The 18,944-nt window shown below is 63.6% G+C and carries 14 protein-coding genes and 1 tRNA gene; 3 read left to right on the top strand and 12 right to left on the bottom strand.

Translation table 11 applies throughout. The annotated features are described in order from the left end of the window. The first annotated feature begins 32 nt into the window (after positions 1-32). Positions 33-1,343 (top strand): TRZ/ATZ family hydrolase, encoded by a 1,311-nt coding sequence (locus LJE61_RS04935; protein WP_296913812.1) that lies wholly within the window; start codon positions 33-35, stop codon positions 1,341-1,343. An 86-nt stretch (positions 1,344-1,429) separates the two neighbouring features. Here the strand turns inward: LJE61_RS04935 and LJE61_RS04930 are convergent, their stop codons facing one another. The 7 genes from LJE61_RS04930 to zwf form a co-directional block, all read right to left on the bottom strand. Further along, positions 1,430-1,873, bottom strand: a complete 444-nt coding sequence (locus tag LJE61_RS04930; protein WP_296913809.1) for a septal ring lytic transglycosylase RlpA family protein — start codon at positions 1,871-1,873, stop codon at positions 1,430-1,432. A gap of 188 nt (positions 1,874-2,061) precedes the next feature. Beyond that, positions 2,062-3,921, bottom strand: a complete 1,860-nt coding sequence (locus LJE61_RS04925) for a L,D-transpeptidase family protein (protein WP_296917662.1) — start codon at positions 3,919-3,921, stop codon at positions 2,062-2,064. Between the two features lie 2 nt (positions 3,922-3,923). Beyond that, the gene (locus LJE61_RS04920) at positions 3,924-5,414 is read right to left on the bottom strand and encodes a SpoVR family protein (protein ID WP_296909429.1); all 1,491 of its coding nucleotides are present in this window, start codon (positions 5,412-5,414) and stop codon (positions 3,924-3,926) included. Then, positions 5,411-6,682 carry a YeaH/YhbH family protein gene (locus LJE61_RS04915; protein ID WP_296909430.1) on the bottom strand — a complete coding sequence of 424 codons (1,272 nt, stop codon included), beginning with the start codon at positions 6,680-6,682 and terminating at the stop codon, positions 5,411-5,413. The genes LJE61_RS04920 and LJE61_RS04915 overlap by 4 nt, the downstream gene beginning before the upstream one ends. Positions 6,683-6,689: 7 nt before the next feature. Beyond that, on the bottom strand, positions 6,690-8,612 hold the full coding sequence (locus tag LJE61_RS04910; RefSeq protein ID WP_296909431.1) for a PrkA family serine protein kinase: 1,923 nt from the start codon (positions 8,610-8,612) through the stop codon (positions 6,690-6,692). A 696-nt stretch (positions 8,613-9,308) separates the two neighbouring features. Continuing rightward, positions 9,309-10,955 carry a glucose-6-phosphate isomerase gene (pgi, locus tag LJE61_RS04905; RefSeq protein WP_296909432.1) on the bottom strand — a complete coding sequence of 549 codons (1,647 nt, stop codon included), beginning with the start codon at positions 10,953-10,955 and terminating at the stop codon, positions 9,309-9,311. Between the two features lie 224 nt (positions 10,956-11,179). Further along, on the bottom strand, positions 11,180-12,655 hold the full coding sequence (gene zwf / locus LJE61_RS04900; RefSeq protein WP_296909433.1) for a glucose-6-phosphate dehydrogenase: 1,476 nt from the start codon (positions 12,653-12,655) through the stop codon (positions 11,180-11,182). 111 nt (positions 12,656-12,766) lie between these two features. Here zwf and glgA point away from each other — a divergent pair, with 111 nt between their 5' ends. Then, entirely contained in the window at positions 12,767-14,317 is a 1,551-nt protein-coding gene (gene glgA / locus LJE61_RS04895; protein WP_296917660.1) for a glycogen synthase GlgA, read from the top strand. Here glgA and panD read toward each other — a convergent pair. The 4 genes from panD to pcnB form a co-directional block, all read right to left on the bottom strand. Continuing rightward, the gene (panD, locus tag LJE61_RS04890; protein ID WP_296911437.1) at positions 14,314-14,694 is read right to left on the bottom strand and encodes an aspartate 1-decarboxylase; all 381 of its coding nucleotides are present in this window, start codon (positions 14,692-14,694) and stop codon (positions 14,314-14,316) included. The genes glgA and panD overlap by 4 nt on opposite strands. A gap of 81 nt (positions 14,695-14,775) precedes the next feature. Continuing rightward, on the bottom strand, positions 14,776-15,657 hold the full coding sequence (gene panC / locus LJE61_RS04885; RefSeq protein ID WP_296917658.1) for a pantoate--beta-alanine ligase: 882 nt from the start codon (positions 15,655-15,657) through the stop codon (positions 14,776-14,778). Positions 15,658-15,695: 38 nt separating this feature from the next. Continuing rightward, positions 15,696-16,499 (bottom strand): 3-methyl-2-oxobutanoate hydroxymethyltransferase, encoded by an 804-nt coding sequence (gene panB / locus LJE61_RS04880; protein ID WP_296911442.1) that lies wholly within the window; start codon positions 16,497-16,499, stop codon positions 15,696-15,698. A 278-nt stretch (positions 16,500-16,777) separates the two neighbouring features. After that, positions 16,778-18,064, bottom strand: a complete 1,287-nt coding sequence (gene pcnB / locus LJE61_RS04875) for a polynucleotide adenylyltransferase PcnB (protein ID WP_519972642.1) — start codon at positions 18,062-18,064, stop codon at positions 16,778-16,780. Positions 18,065-18,287: 223 nt separating this feature from the next. Here pcnB and LJE61_RS04870 point away from each other — a divergent pair. Beyond that, positions 18,288-18,362: transfer RNA gene (locus LJE61_RS04870), tRNA-Glu, on the top strand. A gap of 164 nt (positions 18,363-18,526) precedes the next feature. Here LJE61_RS04870 and LJE61_RS04865 read toward each other — a convergent pair. Then, on the bottom strand, positions 18,527-18,769 hold the full coding sequence (locus tag LJE61_RS04865) for a hypothetical protein (RefSeq protein ID WP_296917656.1): 243 nt from the start codon (positions 18,767-18,769) through the stop codon (positions 18,527-18,529). Between the last annotated feature and the right edge of the window lie 175 nt (positions 18,770-18,944).

Genomic DNA, 18,944 nt, shown 5'->3' with positions numbered 1-18,944 from the left:
CCACCCGACGCACCAACCGAAAGGACTGGCCGATGCAAGCCGATCTCTTGATCCATGCCCAATGGATATTGCCCGTCGATCCGCTCGATCGGCAGCTCACCGACCATGCGGTCGCGATCGCAGACGGGTCCATCCTCGCCTTGCTCCCGTCCGAGGAGGCGCGTCGCTGCGTCGAAGCCGAGCGCGTGATCGAGCTGCCTGGCCACCTGCTGATACCCGGCCTGGTCAATACTCACACACACGCTGCAATGGCGCTGATGCGTGGCCTGGCAGACGACCTGCCGCTCATGACTTGGCTGCACGAGCACATCTGGCCCGCCGAGCAGCGCTGGGTCGATGCCGCCTTCGTCGCGGCGGGAACGCGGCTCGCCGCGTTGGAGATGCTGCGGGGCGGCATCACCTGCTACAACGACATGTATTTCTACCCCGAGATCACCGCGCAGGTGACGGCCGAGGCCGGGATGCGGGCGGTCATCGGGATGATCGTCGTGGATTTTCCGACCGGCTACGCCGCCAGCGCCGACGACTATATCGCCAAGGGGCTGGCCCTTCACGACCGTTACCGCGACCACCCGCTGATCCAGGTGGCTTTCGCGCCACATTCGCCCTATGCGGTCGCCGACGCACCCCTGCAGCGGGTTCGTACCCTTGCCGATGAGCTGGAGGTCCCGATCCACATCCATTTGCACGAGACTCGCGACGAGGTCATCCACTCGCTGCGCGAGCACGGCGAGCGACCCTTGTCCCGACTCCATCGGCTCGGGCTCGTCGGCCCGGGACTGGCTGCCGTGCACATGACCCAACTGGACGACGCCGAGATCCTGACGTTGGCCGAAACGGGTGCCCACGTGGTGCACTGCCCAGAGTCGAACCTCAAGCTGGCAAGCGGCTTCTGCCCCGTAGCCAGACTCTTGGAGGCAGGCGTCAACGTCGCGCTGGGGACGGACGGCGCCGCGAGCAACAACGACCTTGACCTGTTGGGTGAGATGCGCACCGCAGCGCTCCTGGGCAAGGGCGTGTCGGGCTCAGCGGCCGCCGTGCCGGCGTCCGCCGCCCTGCGCATGGCCACCATCAACGGCGCCCGGGCACTCGGTCTGGACGCGGAGATCGGCTCGATCGAGGCTGGTAAATCGGCCGATCTGGTCGCCTTGGACCTGCGCGACCCGCATACCCAACCCCTCTACCATCCGGTTTCCCAACTGGTCTATGCGGCAAGCCAACAGCAGGTTCGCCAGGTTTGGGTACGGGGACAACAGGTGATTCGTGACGGTCTGCCGACGCGGATCGACACGACGCGGACCATCTCAAGCGCCCAAGCCTGGCGAGAACGACTGGCGCGTTGATCCGGTGACGGACGCCAATCCATGCTCGCGTGTCCCTGAGAGCCGGAGCGCGACGCCGCGCCGAGGATACCTCCGAGCGCAGGCGTCTAAAACAGATCGATGATGACCTGCGCTGCCTCGGCGACCGAGAGCGGCGAGGCAGAGGCACGCGAGGGTGGAGCACCCGTCGTTAAGACCTCCAGGTGCACCGGGGCGACGCCCGTGCCCAACATGCCCAGCTCGCGGGCCGCCGCCTTCGAGAGATCGATGGTCCGGCCGCGGACGAACGGGCCGCGGTCGTTGATGATGACATCGACTGAGCGCCCGTTCGCTTTGTTCGTCACCATGACCCGGGTACCGAACCCAAGCGTCCGATGCGCGGCGGTCATCGCCTCCTTGTTGAAGCGGTCACCGCTGGCGGTGCGCCGGCCATGGAAACGATCGCCGTAATAAGAGGCGACACCATCCGTGACCACCGCCTTAACCGATGCTGCGGGTAACAACGCCAAGATTGCAAGTGCCGGCGCGAGCCAGATGCCTTGTCGGGTCAAAACAGAGTCCTCCGTCCGTCACGGTTGGGGTTTTGTCGACGGTTCCCATGGCCTGAGAAACCTGACCGAGCGGGAGTCTATCCGGTGAACGGACTCGGATCCACCCCCGAACAGGCTCGGCCGGTGCTCGACGCGCAGCGAGGCTCCTCGATGCCATCCCTGGCGCCGGCTGACGCAAGGAGCCCCGATCAGAGGGCGTCGATCGCCGAAGCGGCGGAGGGGGACGCGACGGAGACGGATCGATCGGCTCCATCCATGGGGTGTGCGTGATGGCCGGCTGGGTACCCGCTCGGGTCCTTCGCCGTGAGCCGGGCCGGCCCGTCCACGGGAGGGACCGTCTCTCGGGGCCCTGTGGGAGGGTGGGCGTCGGCCGGCATCGGCGCACGAGACTCCGGGAAAACGATCCGGGTCCGCAGGACCGGAGCCGAGAGCGCATCCCGCAAGGCCGCATCGCGCCCGTAGACATCCCTGCGGAAGCTCACCGTCCCCGCCTCATCGGCATAGGCCGTCAGGTAATAGAGCAGCACGGGAACCGTATCGGTCAGGTGGACGTAGCGGGTCTTGCCACGCGTCACCACGCGCCGGATCGCGGATTGATCCCAGTAGGCCCGCCCCAGGAGAAGCTCGGCCAGCTCCAGAGGGTTTTGCACCCGAACACAGCCATTGCTCAGGGTGCGTGTCCGACGCGAGAACAGGTCCCTCGAAGGGGTGTCGTGCAGATAGATGGCGTGACTGTTGGGGAACATGAACTTGACCCGGCCCAAGGCGTTCTTCGGACCCGGCTCCTGCACCAGCAGATAGCGTCGGTGGTCACTCGCGTCCCCACTTCCGACCCGCCTGCCGGTCTGCCGATCCACCAGGCGGTAATCATTCCCGACTCGCCCGATCTTTTTCTGGATCGACGCGGGAACCGTCCAGGTGGGATTGAAGACCAGATGGTCAATGGTGTCGCGAAACGTCGGCGTCTGGGTCTCGGGCTTCCCGACGATCGCGCGGGTGGACCAGGCGATGGCATCACCCCGCACCAATTGCACCCGGAATCCAGCGATGTCGACGAAGACATACTGCTCGGGAAGATCCTGATACAGCCAGCGCATGCGTTCGAGATTGATCCGGATCTGCTCGGCCTTTCCGGCGTCAAAGGAGCCATTGAGCGCAGCGAGGGTGGCCGGACCGACGATTCCGTCCGCGGCAAGCCCCGCGCGACGCTGAAACGCGGCCACGCTGGCACCGAGCTCGGGGTCGAAGACGCCCGGATCGGGGACCGGCTCCGCGCCGTCCCCTTCGAGAAGCCGCAGCCGCTCACGCAGCATCACGACCCGCGGTCCGTCGCTCCCTAGGCCGAGATTCGCGCCGGCCGGCAGAGGCGGCAGCCCGGCGAGGTCCGGCCGCGCGGTGTAGCGCTGCAAGGCCAGTCTAAGTCCCCGGTACCAGAACGGTCGGGGGAAACGGTTGGACAGGCTTGCCGACAGGTCCTTGCCAGACAGTGACCAGTGCATATCGGCGAGGAGGACCTCACTCGATGCTGCCGCTCGGTCGTTCCATTCCGGGTCGACCGCGACAGGATCGACCTTGCCGTAGCGATGGTGGTGGACGTACCTCAGCAGGGCATCGCTCAGGATGATGTCGGCGCCGACCCGATCGGCCCCGGTCAGGGACTGGAGCACCCCGGGCACGCCCAATCGACGCAGGCTCGCGGCATGGAAGTCCTCCGGCACGAAGCCGTCGGCGGGACTGTGCTCCGCCAGCGCCAGCAGCGCTTTGACCCGTGAGCTGTCGACCCAGGCCGGCGCATACTCACGGCCCGCGTAGAACTCGCCGAGGAGGCGACCGGACAACAACGGAATGCCCCCGATCGCGGCGGATTCCGCCTCCCGAAGCGAATCGAGCGTCGCCCTGAGCAGCGCATCGGCGTGGACGGGCGCCGCGATCCAGGCGGCCGCGACCACACCGATGACGGCGAGCCGGCGGCGCGCCATTCTGCGAGTCCCCGCCTCGGACCGGGGGATCGACCCATACCCCGCGTCCCTTGGGGCGCCATGCTCCATGCTCAACACTCCCCGATCAACTGAACCCTCCCCTGCTCGTCGAGGGCCTCCAGACGCACCGTAAAGCCCCAAAGCCGGCGAATGTGGCGCAGCATCTCATCCACCGAGTCCCCGAGCGGCCGTCGATTGTGTCGGTAGTGTCGCAAGGTCATCGAACGGTCACCGCGGAGATCCACGTTGAAGACCTGTATGTTCGGCTCGCGGGTCCCGAGATTATATTGCTCGGAGAGCGCCTGACGAAGCGCCCGGTAGCCCTGCTCTTCATGGATCGCGGTGACCTCGAGGTGCTCCTCCCGATCATCGTCGCAGATCGCAAAGAGTCGCAGCTCCCGCATGAGATTGGGTGAGAGATACTGCGCGATGAAGCTCTCATCCTTGAAATTTCGCATCGCGAAATCGAGGACCCCCTGCCAGTCCCCCCCAGCGATATCAGGGAACCAGTGGCGATCCTCATCGGTCGGCTGCTCACAGATCCGGCGAATGTCACGCATCATCGCGAACCCGAGCGCGTAGGGGTTGATCCCGCCATAGTATGGGGCATCGAACGGCGGCTGAAAGACCACCCCCGTGTGCGACTGGAGGAACTCCATCATGAATCCATCGGTGACCAACCCTTCATCGTACAGATGGTTCATCAGCGTGTAATGCCAGAAGGTCGCCCAACCCTCGTTCATGACCTGCGTCTGACGCTGCGGATAGAAATACTGACCGAGCTTTCGCACGATGCGCACGACCTCGCGCTGCCAAGGCTCGAGGAGCGGGGCGTTCTTCTCGATGAAGTAGAGCAGATTCTCCTGAGGCTCCTGCGGCCACTGCGACTCCGGATCCGCGCCATCCGCATCCTCCACGACGGGCAGCGTCCTCCACAGATCATTGACCAACGACTGGAGATAGGCCTCACGGTCCTTCTGGCGCCGTCGCTCTTCGGCCAGACTCAGCGGCGTGGGCCGCTTGTATCGGTCCACCCCGTGATTCATCAATGCATGACAGGAATCGAGGAGCAGCTCGACCTCGGCCTGTCCGTAACGTTCCTCGCAGTCCGCAATGTACCGTCTCGCGAACACCAGATAATCGATGATGGCGTCCGCACTCGTCCATGTTCGAAAGAGATAGTTCCCTTTGAAGAAGCTGTTGTGTCCGTAACAGGCATGAGCGATCACGAGCGCCTGCATGGGGAGTGTATTCTCCTCCATCAGGTAGGCAATACAAGGATCGGAATTGATCACGATCTCGTAAGCCAACCCCATCTGTCCACGACGGTACGTCTGCTCGGTCGCAACGAACTGCTTGCCGAATGACCAATGCTGATAATTGATTGGCAGGCCGACGGACGAGTAGGCGTCGATCATCTGCTCGGAGCTGATGACCTCGATTTGGTTGGCATAGGTATCGAGGCCATAGACATTATGGGCAAGACGCGCAATCTCACGATCGAAGCGCTCGAGCAGCGGGAACGACCATTCCGAGGAATCGGAGATAATAGTCTTGCTCATGCCTCCTGCCTCTTGAACAGCTCCCTGAAGACGGGAAAGATATCCTCGGGACCGGCGATCTCCTGCATCGCAAAGTGCCGGTGCATCGCCCTGACCTCTTGGTAGGCATACCAGAGGCTCTGGTGCTGTCGGGGCGTGATCTCGACGTAGGCGAAATAACGCATGAGCGGCATGAGCTTGTCGATCAACAGATCGCGACAAATCGTCGAGTCGGAATCCCAGTTATCGCCATCAGAGGCTTGCGCCGCATAGATGTTCCAGACCGACGAGTCATAGCGCTCGCTGAGGATGTCGTACGCAAGATTCAAAGCGCTCGAGACGACTGTCCCGCCGGTCTCCCGGGAGTAGAAGAAGTCCTCCTCATCGACTTCCTGAGCGATGGTGTGGTGACGGATGAAGACCACGTCGATCTTGTCGTAGTTCCGTTGGAGGAAAAGGTACAGCAGGATAAAGAATCGCTTGGCAAGATTTTTTCGGACCTGGTCCATGGAACCGGAGACATCCATGATGCAGACCATCACCGCCTTGCTGGTTGGCTCAGGCAGCCTCGTGAAGCTCTGATAGCGCAGGTCGAAGGTGTCGATGAAGGGCAGCGCGGCGATGCGGGTGTGCAGTCGATCGATCTCATGGCGGAGCTCGCACACGCGCGGATCGGTCTCATCGATGCCGCCGGACAGAAGCTCCTCAAGCTCGCCCTCGAGCTCGCGCACCCGCGCGCGCCATGGCGCTCCGATTGCCGTCCGGCGGGCGATCGCGCCCTTGAGTGACCGCACGACGTCGATGTTCGCGGGGGATCCGTCGGTCGAGTAGCCAGCGCGAACCGTCTTGAACTCGGTCGTGCCCATCAACTGGTTACGCACCAGATTGGGGAGCTCTAGGTCATCGAACAGGAGGTCGAGGAACTCGTCGCGCGACAGCTCGAACACGAAATCATCTTCACCGGTTCCGCCTCTCCCGGCCTTGCCCTGGCCCGAGCCGTCTCCGCTGCCGGCCTCCGGTCGGCGGATACGGTCGCCCGTCACGAAGTCCTTATTGCCCGGGTGCACCATGTCCCGGACACCGCCCTTTCCGTGGTGAAAGACCGGCTCCGAGATATCCTTCGACGGGATACCCACGCGCTCGCCCGAGTCGATGTCCGTGATGCTGCGCTTGTTGACCGCGTCTGCCACCGAACGCTTGAGCTGCGACTTGTAGCGCTTCAAGAAGCGCTGACGGTTGACCGCGCTCTTGTTCTTGCCGTTCAGACGCCGGTCGATGAAGTGTGCCATACAGACCCTACTGTGACTTGCGCACCCGCAGATACCACTCAGACAGAAGCCGAACCTGCTTCGGCGTGTAACCTTTCTCCGTCATCCGATCGACGAACTGATCGTGCTTCTTCTGTTCGTCCACCGATGCCTTCGCATTGAATGAGATCACCGGCAGGAGATCCTCGGTGTTGGAGAACATCTTCTTCTCGATCACCAACCTCAGCTTCTCGTAGCTCGTCCACTTGGGATTGGCGCCTCCGTTATTCGCTCGCGCCCGCAACACGAAGTTGACGATCTCGTTCCGGAAATCCTTGGGGTTGGAGATCCCCGCAGGCTTCTCGATCTTCTCGAGCTCTTCGTTGAGCGACCCCCGATTCATCATCTCACCTGTATCCGGATCGCGATACTCCTGATCTTGAATCCAATAATCCGCATAGGTCACATAGCGATCGAAAATATTCTGACCGTACTCAGCGTACGATTCCAAATAGGCCGTCTGCAGCTCCTTGCCGATGAATTCGGCGTAACGCGGTGCCAGATACTGCTTGAGGAAACCCAGATAGCGCTCCTGTGTCTCCGGGGGCAGCTGCTCACGCGTGACTTGGCGCTCCAGGACATAGAGCAGATGGACCGGATTGGCCGCGACCTCGCTGTGATCGAAATTGAAGACCTGTGACAGGATCTTAAACGCGAACCGAGTCGAGATCCCCGACATTCCCTCGTCGACGCCCGCGTAGTCACGATACTCCTGTACCGACTTGGCCTTGGGATCGGTATCTTTCAGGTTCTCGCCGTTATACACCCTCATCTTGGAAAAGATGCTGGAATTTTCCGGCTCTTTCAGACGCGTCAAGACCGAGAACTGCGCCATCATCTCGAGTGTTCCGGGCGCGCACGGTGCTTCGGCGAGTGAGCTGTTGTGAAGCAGTTTCTCGTAGATCCGGGTCTCCTCATTGACGCGCACGCAGTAGGGCACCTTCACGATGAAGACACGGTCGAGAAACGCCTCGTTGTTCTTGTTGTTGCGGAAGCTCTGCCATTCCGACTCGTTGGAGTGGGCGAGGATGATTCCCTGGAAGGGCAGCGCCGAAAGACCCTCGGTCCCGTTATAGTTGCCTTCCTGGGTGGCGGTGAGCAAGGGGTGCAGCACCTTGATCGGTGCCTTGAACATTTCGACGAACTCCATCAGCCCCTGATTGGCGCGACACAGGGCGCCGGAGTAGCTGTAGGCGTCCGCGTCATGCTGGGCGAAGCGCTCCAGCTGGCGGATGTCGACCTTGCCGACGAGCGAAGAGATGTCCTGGTTGTTTTCATCGCCGGGTTCCGTCTTGGCGATGGCGACCTGCTCGAGGACCGATGGATAGAGCTTGACCACCTTGAACTGCGTGATGTCGCCGCGGTACTCCTGGAGACGCTTGACCGCCCATGGCGACATGATGGTGCGCAGGTAGCGCGCGGGTATGCCATAGTCCTCTTCCAGGATCGGGCCATCCTCCTCGGGAGAGAACAGGCCCAGAGGCGATTCGAAGACCGGCGAGCCATGGATCGCGTAGAAAGGCTTCTCCTCCATCAACTCCTTGAGCTTCTCCGCCAGCGACGACTTGCCGCCGCCGACGGGGCCCAGCAAATAGAGAATCTGCTTCTTCTCTTCGAGCCCTTGGGCGGCGTGCTTGAGATAGGACACCAGGTGCTCGATCGCCTCCTCCATGCCGTAGAATTCGGAGAAAGCAGGGTAACGTCGAATCATCTTGTTCTGGAAGATCCGACTCAGCCGTGGGTCATCGCGTGTGTTCACGAGCTCAGGCTCACCGATCGCCATGAGCAGACGTTGTGCGGCCCCGGCATAGACGCCGGGGTCGGACTTACAGAGTTGTAAATACTCATCCAGGCTCAGCACCTCCTCGCGGGATGCCTCGTAACGTGCCTGGTAGCGCTCGAAGATCGACATAGACGTCACCTCACTCGGAACCCTTGGTTGCTCGCCCGACCCGTCGCCGACCGCGTCCGACTTCGGGGTATTGCTCGGGGCTAAACGCGGAAAAGACAAGGCTTGGGTGCAAGTTCAGCAATAACCAAGCCATGATCGCATCAGCGGCGCCGACGCCCGGACGCGCCCGGATCGCATCTGAATCAGGTCGATCGCGCACCGTCGAGGGCGGAGTCATGCACCAGATTGGAGCAAGCGGTCCGTTGCGAACCCTGACTTCCGCCATCCGACTGGAGGTATACCGCATATCCTCTTCGCCCAAATAGAACCCGTTCGATCCGAGAGGTCCAGCCCATCCTGCGGCATCATCGCTCCCCAGGCTGGCACAGCACGCCCCACGGAGATGCACGGAGCCTGTGAGGATCCCGTACCTTGCTAACAGACAGCGCACACGACGCAGGGTTTCCGCGCCGCCTGCAGTCCGGGCACGACCCGCCTCCGCTCCTGCCCTCCACCGCCGCGCGATCAAGCCCTGCCTTCGTTCAGCGTTTCCCGTCCGGGGCAGGAGGTCCCGGCATGTTCAGGCACCTCGGCACCTGAACATGGAACCTTCCGAGCATCGCGCCGTTGGGAAGGCGAGCGGATGATCACAATGAATTCAGCGGCTTCCTGGGGGAGCGGACACTCGGTGCCCGATCCGTGGGCAACGCATCCACATCATGCGCTGCGCCCTCGAATGAACGCCTCCAAGAGGGCACGCGTCGATGGATCGTGATCGGCCCAGACCCGGCCCTCGCGCAGCTCGTCGAGGATCACGCCAGCCAGTTGCTTGCCAAGCTCGACGCCCCATTGATCGAATGAGTTGATCCCCCAGAGCACACCCTGGACGAAGATCCGATGCTCGTAGAGCGCGATCAAGGCCCCGAGCGTGTAGGGAGTCAGCCGCTCCATCAAGATGCTGTTGGTCGGGCGACTGCCGGGGAAGGTCCGATGGCGGGCCAGGAGCTGCGCGCGCTCCTCCGGGACGCCGGCTTCCGACATCTCGGCCAAGGCCTCCTCGGTGGTCCGTCCTCGCATCAGCGCCTCGGTTTGCGCGAAGAAGTTCGCCATCAGCTTCAGATGGTGGTCGCCCATCTCGTTGTGGCTCCTGATCGCGCCGATGAAATCCGCCGGAATCAGCTGAGTGCCCTGGTGGATGAGCTGGAAAAAGGCATGCTGACCATCCGTGCCGGGCTCGCCCCAGACCACGGGACCGGTGGTGTAGTCCACGGCCACCCCGCCGCGGGTGACGCCTTTGCCGTTGCTTTCCATGTCGCCCTGCTGCAGATAGGCGGGAAGGAGTCGCAGATACTGATCGTAGGGCAGCACGGCGTGAGTTCGGGCGCCACCGAAGTTGGCGTACCAGAGACCGATCAGGCCCAGGACGACCGGCATGTTCTCGGCAAGCGGTGTCGTACGGAAATGCTCGTCCATGGCGAAGGCACCCTCGAGCAGCTCGACGAATCGGTCGTAGCCGACCGCCAGCGCGATCGGCAAGCCGATCGCCGACCAGAGCGAGTAGCGGCCTCCGACCCAATCCCAGAAGCCGAACATGTTCTGCGTGTCGATCCCGAAGGCGGACACCCTCTCCGCGCTCGTGGACACGGCGACGAAGTGCTTGGCCACGGCCGCCGGGTCGCGCGAGGCCGCCAAGAGCCAGTCGCGCGCGCTGTTGGCGTTCGTCATGGTCTCTTGGGTCGTGAAGGTCTTCGAGGCCACGATGAACAGCGTGCGGGCCGGATCCAGGTCCCGCAGCGTCTCGACCAGATGGGTGCCATCGACATTAGAGACGAAATGAACCCTGAGCTCGTCGCTACCATAGGCTCCGAGTGCCGTACAGACCATCTTGGGACCCAGGTTGGAGCCGCCGATGCCGATATTGACGATATCCCGGATCGGCTGCCCCTGGAACCCCCTCCACTCACCGGACCGCACCAAGGCAACGAAGGACTCCATGCGGTCCAGGACCTCGTTGACGAGCGGCATGACATCGCGGCCGTCGACGAGGATCGGCCGATTGGAGCGGTTGCGCAAGGCAATGTGCAGAACCGCTCGCTGCTCGGTGTTGTTGATGGACTCTCCGGCGAAGAGACGCCCGATCCAGCCGCTGAGATCCGCGGTCTCGGCGAGATTGAGCAAGAGCGATCGGGTCTGTTCGGTGATGAGGTTCTTGGAGTAGTCCAGGTCGAGTCCACCGGCGGAGAGCCTCAGGCGTTGTGCACGACCGGGATCGGACGCGAAGAGGTCGCGCATCGCGATGCCTTTGACCTGCCCCCAGTGCTGTTCCAATGCTTTCCAAGCGGGCGTCTGGTTGATGAGCGACATGGTGCAGATCTCCTGGTGAGACACGATAGCGGATCCGACAGATGCGGGGACAGCGACTTCGTCTGCATCATGGCACGTCGAGGCGTTCCAGTCAGGCGGTTCAATCCGCGGCGCGGGCCGCGGTGGCCCCCGCTCGCCGAGCGCTCCGTTCCATCACACGCGGCAGGGTGCCAGACCCCCGGCAGGTCCAACCCTGGCCGCCGGACCGACGGCAGACACTGAGCTCAGTCGTCGAGTCCCTTGCGCCAGTCCTGGTCTTCGCGATCGAACAAGCGGTTGGCCTCGGGCGGTCCCCAGGATCCAGCGGGATAGCTGTGGATGTAGTCGCGTTCAGTGGCCCACAGCTTGATCACGGGGTCGACCACCTGCCAGGCCCAATCGACCTCGTCGTAACGCAGGAAGTGCGTGTGGTCCCCTTCGATGACATCCAGGATCAGGGCCTCGTAAGCGTCGATATGCTCGGCCGGGACGATGCATCGACTCGCGTCCAGGCGCTCGGTTTGCGTGCGCATCTCCAGCCCCGGCTGCTTGACCTGGATCTCGAAGCGCATGCACTCATTGGGCTGGATGTTGAGCAGCAGCCAGTTAGGCTCGAGCTGCTCGATGGCCGTGTGCTGGAACAGCTGCTGAGGGGGGTGCTTGAACCGGATGGCGATCAGCGAATTGGTCCGCGCCAAACGCTTCCCGGTGCGCAAGTAGAAGGGGACGTTGCGCCAGCGCCAGTTGTCAACGTACAGCTTCAGCGCGGCATAGGTCTCGGTCGTGCTGTTGTGTCCGACCCCCGGCTCGTCGCGATAGCCGCCGACCGGCGCTTCACCGGCCCGCCCCGGGCCGTACTGGGCCCGAAAGGCCTGTGCGTGGACGGCCTCGCGCGGGATCGGCCGGATCGATCTCAGCACCTTGACCTTTTCGTCGCGCAGGGCCTCGGCATCCAAGCACGCCGGGGGCTCCATTGCCACCAGGGTCAGCATCTGCAGCAGGTGGCTCTGGATCATGTCCCGCAGGGCGCCGACGCCGTCGTAGAATCCCGCGCGCTCGCCGATGCCGCCGGCCTCCGAATGGGAAATCTGCACGTGGTCGATATAGTTGCGGTTCCAGAGCGGCTCGAGCAGCAGGTTCGCGAACCTGAAGACCAGAATATTCTGGACCGTACTCTTCCCGAGATAGTGATCGATCCGAAAGATCTGCTTCTCCGTGTAGCTGCGGTGGATCTGTCGATCAAGGATCCCGGCGCTTTCCAGATCGAAGCCGAATGGCTTCTCGACCACCAGCCGGGACCAGTGCCCGTCCTCGGCACTCAGGCCCTGGGCCGCCAGCTGTTGCACGATGCCACCATAATGCCTGGGAGCCACTGCCAGATAGGTCATCAGGTTCTGCGGCATGAATGCCGCTTCGCGGAGACGCTCGGCCAGACGCGTGTAAGCGCCGGACTCTTCGATGTCGCCCTCGACGAAATACATCCGCTCGAGCAACCGCGCCAGGACAGCCTCGTCCAGCGCGCGCGCCGAGCCAGCGCTCAGGGTCTGGCGGACCTGATCGCGCCATTGCGCATCGGACCAGGGCCGCCTCCCGAACCCGACGATCCGGGTGTCGGGATGGAGACGCGCGGCCGCCTCGATGTGGCCGAGGGCGGGCAGCAGCTTGCGACTGACCAGATTGCCGGTCGAGCCGAAGATCAGAATGGTGCAGGGATCCAGCATAGCCCAAGTGCCTCGATCGGGAACAAATGTGATAACGTGAACCCTGTCATCAAGTTGCCAGGGCCGGCGCGGTCATTCACTATCTTTGACGCTCGTGTCTAGGGGCCCTTCATGGAGCCATCGCCTACTCTATCGCTCGATGCCGCCTCGTCAGTCGAGCCGCTGCGCATCCTGATGGCCAGCAGCGAGGCACATCCGCTGATCAAGACCGGCGGCCTTGCCGACGTGGCCGCAAGCCTGCCCGCGGCACTGCGCGATCTCGGCCATGACGCCCGGCTCATCCTGCCCGCATACCCGCTCGCAGCCCGCCAGCTGTGTGAGCCGAAGCAGCTGTGCGATCTGAAGCTGCCGGGATGTCGCACGAATGTCCGAATCCTCGAAGGCAGGCACCCGGACCACGACCTCCCGGTCTATCTCGTCGACGCCCCGGAGCATTTCAGCCGCGAGGGCAACCCCTACACAGACCTCAGCGGCCGCGACTGGGGCGACAATGCCGAGCGTTTCCTTCTCTTCTCCCGCGTCGTCGCCCTCGTCGCCCAAGGGCTCCCCGCGATCGGCTGGCACCCGGACGTCCTGCACGCCAACGATTGGCAGACTGGATTGGCGCCCGCACTGATTCGGGATCAGCCCGGGCACCCGGCGACGGTGTTCACCATCCACAATCTCGCCTACCAGGGGTTGTTCGACCGCGCCACCTTTGACCGACTCGGCCTGCCACCGTCGCTGTGGAGCCTCTCCGGCCTGGAGTTCCATCAGCGCATGTCCTTCATCAAAGGCGGTATCGTCTTTTCGGACAGGGTCAACACTGTCAGTCCAACCTACGCCATGGAGGTCCGCACGGCGCGCTTCGGCTGTGGGATGGACGGACTGTTGCGCCAGATCGGGGGCCGTTTCAGCGGCATCCTGAACGGCGTGGATTACCGTATCTGGGACCCGAAAACCGACCCCTTCATTCTCCAATCCTATGACCGGGAGACCTTCGGCCTCAAGGCGGAGAACAAGCTCGAGCTGCAGCGCGAGTTCGCTCTCCCGCGGAGCGAAGATGCCTTCGTGCTGGGTTATATCGGCCGTCTGGTCGAGCAGAAAGGGGTGGACCTGATCCTGGCCATACTCCCGATTCTGCTGCAGGATCCACGCATCCAGATGGTGATCCAGGCGGCCGGCGAGCGACCGACCGAGCAGGCCCTACTCGCCATCGCGGCAGCCCACCCGCGCCAGGTCGGCGTCCTGATCGAGTATGACGAGGCACGTGCGCATCGCATCGAAGCCGGTTGTGACAGCTTCCTCATGCCGTCGCGCTTTGAGCCCTGTGGACTGAACCAGATCTACAGTCTGCGTTACGGCTCCCCGCCGATTGCGCATCGCACCGGTGGACTCTGCGATACGGTGGTTCACGTGACCCCGGAAACCCTGGCCGAAGGGACGGCGACCGGGTTCCTCTTCGATGACCCACGCCCAGAGGCACTGCTCAACGCCGTGCAGCAGGCCCTGCAACTCTTCCGCGCGGACCCGCCCGCCTGGCGGCGGCTGGCGACGACCGGAATGCTCCAGGATTTCAGCTGGGAGGCGAGCGCGCGGCAATATCTCGAGCTCTACTCGGAGGCCATGGCAGACAGGACGATGTCCGAGCGTCCGATCCACACGGGGGCCGCACTGGCCTAGGCCACCTGTGCGGGGATGAAGTCGCCGGTGCGGGTAACGCGGTTGTGCTCGTTGAGATAGACGAGCACCGGCCGGTGGGCGTCCGCCTCCGCCTCACTCATCGTGGCATAGGCGCAGATGATCACACGATCCCCGGGCGATGCCTTGTGGGCCGCCGCGCCATTGACCGAGATCACGCGCGAGCCCGGCTCCGCGCGAATGGCATAGGTCGTGAGGCGCTCACCGTTGGTGACGTTGTAGATCTGGATCTGCTCATACTCGCGAATGCCGGACAGCCTCAAGAGCTCCTCGTCGATCGCGCAGGACCCCTCGTAGTCGACCTCCGCGTGCGTCACGCGCGCTCGATGCAGCTTGCATTTCAGCAAGGTCAAATGCATGTGATCAATCCTCCCAAAGACCGCTAAGGCCGCGTCTTCCGGATCTGAATGAAGACTCTGCCGACCCGAGATCGAGATAGTCTACAGCAGCGTTTGTTGCAACGCAGCATCAGAGCCCAGTCGCACCCGGAGATTGTCGATCAGTCGCGCGCGCCCGAGATAGGCCGCGGCCAACACCACCAGATCCTGATCGGACTCGGATGGGGGAAGCAGGGTATCGGCCACGCGTACGCTGACATAATCTGGCTCCAAACCGGCGTCACGCAAGGTCCCTGCGGCGGTCCGCTCCACCGTCTCGACGCCGACCCCCTCGAGCAGGGAGCGCCTCGCTGCCGCCAGGGCGTGGTAGAGCGCAGGCGCCTGCGCCCGTTCCTCGGGCGAAAGGTACCCGTTGCGCGAGCTCATGGCGAGTCCATCCGACTCCCGCACAGTCGGCACACCGACGATCTCCACCGGCATCGCCAAGTCCTCAACCATCCGCCGGACCACGGCGAGCTGCTGGAAGTCCTTCTCACCGAACAGCGCAACATCCGGCTGCACGATGTTGAAGAGCTTGCAGACTACTGTGGCCACGCCGCGAAAATGTCCCGGACGCCTCTCGCCGCACAGAATCTCGGACAGGTGGCCAGGGACCTCCACACGTGTCTGTTCCTCGCTGCCGCGCGGGTACATCGCAGCGACCCGGGGCGCAAACAACAGATCGCAGCCTGCCTCTCGGAGCCGCTCTCGATCGCACTCCAAGGTTCGCGGATAGGTATCCAGATCCTCGGTCGGAGCGAACTGCATGGGGTTCACGAAGATGCTCGCGACCACCCGGGGGGCGCGGGCACGGGCCTCGCCGATCAGGGTCAGATGACCGGCATGAAGATTGCCCATCGTCGGAACGAATGCCACACGTTCGCCCGCGGAGCGCCAGGCGCGCACACGCGTGCGCACGTCCGCAACCAGATCGATCGTCTCCATCGCCCTATCCGCCGGTAGCGTGCGGCTGGCGACCGGGATCAGTGCGGTGTCTCATCGCGGCCGGGAAACTCCCCTGTCTTGACCGCTTTGACGTACGATGCAACGGCATCGGCAATGGACGCCTGTCCGGTGAGGAAATCTCGGCTGAAGCTGGGCGCGCGCCCGGGATTGAGCCCAAGCATGTCATAGAGAACCAGCACCTGGCCGTCACAGCCTGAGCCGGCACCAATGCCGATCACGGGGATCTCCAGGGTCAGCGTGATCTCGGAGGCCAAGGCCGCCGGAACACATTCCAATACCAGCAGGCTGGCGCCTGCCTCCTGCATGGCGATGGCATCGTGGCGGATTGCCTCGGCAGCCGCGTGATCGCGACCCTGGAATCGATAGCCGCCGATACGATGCACGGACTGGGGAAGAAGTCCCAGATGGGCACAGATCGGCACCCCCTGCCCGGTGAGGCGGCGCACCGTCTCCACCATCGGCGCCCCGCCCTCGAGCTTGACCACCTCGGCGCCGCCCTCCTGCATCAACCGTCCGGCCGATTCGATGGCACGCTCGGCCGTCGCACAGGCCAGAAAGGGCAGATCTGCGACCAGCAACGCCCGCCCGCGCCCGCGCGCAACGCACGCCGCGTGATAGGCCATGTGCTCAAGCCGGACAGGGATGGTGGTGGTGTGACCCTGAACCACCATCCCAAGCGAATCACCGGCCAAGATCACGTCCACTCCGGCCGCGTCGAGCAGACGCGCGAAGCTTGCGTCATAGCACGTCAGACATGCAATTCGCTCACCCCGTGCCTTCATGGCGGCGAGGGTGGCAACCGAGATCGGCGCGAGAGACATGGTCGACTCCAATGATCAGGCTCGATGAGGACGAGGATAGTGGTCAGGATACCAGCGCGCTACCCTGCCGATGCAGCGGCGGCACCGTTTGCGGAATCGCTCCGCCGGGATCGCACCCCAAACCCGGCCATATCAGACGTTCACGAGGCCCTCCGAGCAGTCCCGCCAGTTGGATTGGCGCGACCGGCCGCGCCTGGGATCGGGTCGCCGGGATGGCGCAGCCGACCGCCGACCCGCAAGCAGAGCCCGGGGTTCAACCGCCGCGCTCCACGGTGTCTTTAGACCTTCGTGTCGGGGCCGGCCGACGGGTCTGCCTTGGCCCGCCTGGGGCGGCGGCGTCGCCGCTTTCCAGTCCCCTCGAGCATGCTGGCACGCTCTCGAGCATTCGCCTCCTCGAAGCGGGTCCACCAGGCGGCCAATTCCGGATCCGCCTCGCCCGCGTCCGCGCGCAGCAATAGGAAATCGTAGGCCGCGCGAAAGCGCGGGTGCGTGATCAGGCGCTGCGGACGCCTCCCGTCCCGCTGCTCGAATCGCGGCTGCAATGACCAGATCTCGCGCATCGGCAGCGAGAACCGCTTGGGAATCGCCACCAGTGGCTGCTGTCGCGCGCAGATCTCGCCGGCCGCCAGGAACATGGCCTCGTTCGTTGATTCGCCGGCGGCCAGATAGTGCTCGAAACGGCGGCGGACCGGCTCCCACAGCAGCACGCCGAGCAAAAACGCCGGCGTCACAGTCTTGTCCTCCTGCACCCGCTTATCCGTGTTGGTCAGACCGCGACTGACAAAGGTGATCGGGAACCCATGGTCTTCGCGCGCCAAACATTCTTCAGTCGCCGGGAAAAGCTGTCCAAAGAGTCCGTATTGACGCAGCTTCTCAAAGACCTCGCGACCATAGCCCGAGTGGAACAGCTTGATCAGCTCGTCGAAGAGTCGCGCGGGTGCGATATCCGCGAGCAGGTGCGCGAGTCCGAAGATCGGCTTCTCGGTCGCCGCGTCGATGGTGAAGCCAAGCTTGCATGCGAAGCGCACGGCACGCAGCATCCGCACCGGGTCTTCGCGATAGCGCTGCTCAGGATCGCCGATCAGACGCAGCCGGCCTGCATCGAGGTCCGCAAGACCGTCGGCATAGTCAATGAGTGAGAAGTCGGCGATGTTGTAATAGAGGGCGTTGACGGTGAAGTCCCGGCGCAGCGCATCCTCGGCGATGGTGCCATAGGTGTTGTCGCGCACGATCCTGCCATTATCGATCTGGCGATCGTCTGCGTCCCCATCGGGCACGGCGCCGCCCCGAAAGGTCGCCACCTCAATGATCTCGCGACCGAAATGGACATGCGCCAGACGGAAACGCCGACCGATCAGACGGCAGTTGCGAAACACCTGCCGCACCTGCTCAGGGGTCGCGTCGGTCGCCACGTCGAAATCCTTCGGCTCCCGGCCGAGCAGGAGGTCCCGCACCCCCCCGCCGACCAGGTGGGCCTGAAAGCTCTCTTGTTTCAGCCGATAGAGGACCTTGAGCGCGTTCTCGCTGATGTTCGCGCGCGAGATCCCGTGCTGCGGTCGGGGCACGATCAAAGGGGTCGCCCCGATCGCGGCTCGACGCCTGTCTTGGCGGGATTCCTGTATCACCTTGTCGCAGGGATTCCTGGTCGCTGAGGCGGCACTCCTGATCACGATATCCTGGGCTACGCAGCGTGCGACAAGAAGATGCAGCCAGTGGTAAGAGGATCGTAGCCGCCGCTTGTGGCGCGGCATGGTGCGGGTATAATACCTGCTTACTCGGCGGAGTACCGCTCCCTTCGTCTAGTGGTTAGGACGCTGGCCTCTCACGCCGGTAACAGGGGTTCGAATCCCCTAGGGAGCGCCAATCAAAACAAGCATCTAGGCTTTTGATCAGTTGACTTGGCGAGATCTGGGCGTAAGTTTGCCCGCCAGTCCAGCCGATCGATAACGCGCTCGAGCTCTATCGGTGCCCGCCGGCAGATGATGTTCGGGCACCGCTGCGCCGGCCTCGGTCTTTTCGCTTAGGGCTTAGACCCACCAGCCCCCACCCCCCAAGGCCGTCAGGCGTGCCAGCACGGCGGCAAGGGCCCATCCCAACCGTCGCTCGCGGCGCCGCTCACCCGCCCGCAGCTCCGCCAGCTCGTCCTTGAGCCGAACCAGCAGGTTCTCCAGCTCGATCTCGCTTCCAACCGTGTGGCGCAGATGGTTGTCCCCTGTCAGGCGGTCTCCGTAGGCCCGCTGGACGGCACGCCGTTCGGACTGGTCGTTCAAGGGGTCGCGCGGCTCGCCGAGATCGGTGTCGCGACGCTCGCCGACCGCCGATGAGACTGCCGGGTTTCCTGTCCCTTGTACGTTAGCAATCTATAATATCTGTGTAGGATGCCGCTCGCAGCGGTGCGGGGCTGGCTGAATCCGCCTCTCGAGTGATCAGAGTCAGGAGAACCCT

The organism is Thiocapsa sp. (assembly GCF_022340925.1).
Taxonomy (GTDB): Bacteria; Pseudomonadota; Gammaproteobacteria; order Chromatiales; family Chromatiaceae; genus Thiocapsa.
This window is presented reverse-complemented; position numbering and strand designations above follow the sequence as displayed.

What these genes read in the sequence shown, in the direction of transcription:
- panB (WP_296911442.1), bottom strand. Translation starts at nt 16,499, where the DNA reads ATGTCTCTCGCGCCGATCTCGGTTGCCACCCTCGCCGCCATGAAGGCA.
- zwf (WP_296909433.1), bottom strand. Translation starts at nt 12,655, where the DNA reads ATGCTGGATCCCTGCACCATTCTGATCTTCGGCTCGACCGGCAATCTG.
- LJE61_RS04920 (WP_296909429.1), bottom strand. Translation starts at nt 5,414, where the DNA reads ATGAGCAAGACTATTATCTCCGATTCCTCGGAATGGTCGTTCCCGCTG.
- pgi (WP_296909432.1), bottom strand. Translation starts at nt 10,955, where the DNA reads ATGTCGCTCATCAACCAGACGCCCGCTTGGAAAGCATTGGAACAGCAC.
- glgA (WP_296917660.1), top strand. Translation starts at nt 12,767, where the DNA reads ATGGAGCCATCGCCTACTCTATCGCTCGATGCCGCCTCGTCAGTCGAG.
- panD (WP_296911437.1), bottom strand. Translation starts at nt 14,694, where the DNA reads ATGCATTTGACCTTGCTGAAATGCAAGCTGCATCGAGCGCGCGTGACG.
- LJE61_RS04910 (WP_296909431.1), bottom strand. Translation starts at nt 8,612, where the DNA reads ATGTCGATCTTCGAGCGCTACCAGGCACGTTACGAGGCATCCCGCGAG.
- LJE61_RS04935 (WP_296913812.1), top strand. Translation starts at nt 33, where the DNA reads ATGCAAGCCGATCTCTTGATCCATGCCCAATGGATATTGCCCGTCGAT.
- panC (WP_296917658.1), bottom strand. Translation starts at nt 15,657, where the DNA reads ATGGAGACGATCGATCTGGTTGCGGACGTGCGCACGCGTGTGCGCGCC.
- LJE61_RS04915 (WP_296909430.1), bottom strand. Translation starts at nt 6,682, where the DNA reads ATGGCACACTTCATCGACCGGCGTCTGAACGGCAAGAACAAGAGCGCG.
- LJE61_RS04925 (WP_296917662.1), bottom strand. Translation starts at nt 3,921, where the DNA reads ATGGAGCATGGCGCCCCAAGGGACGCGGGGTATGGGTCGATCCCCCGG.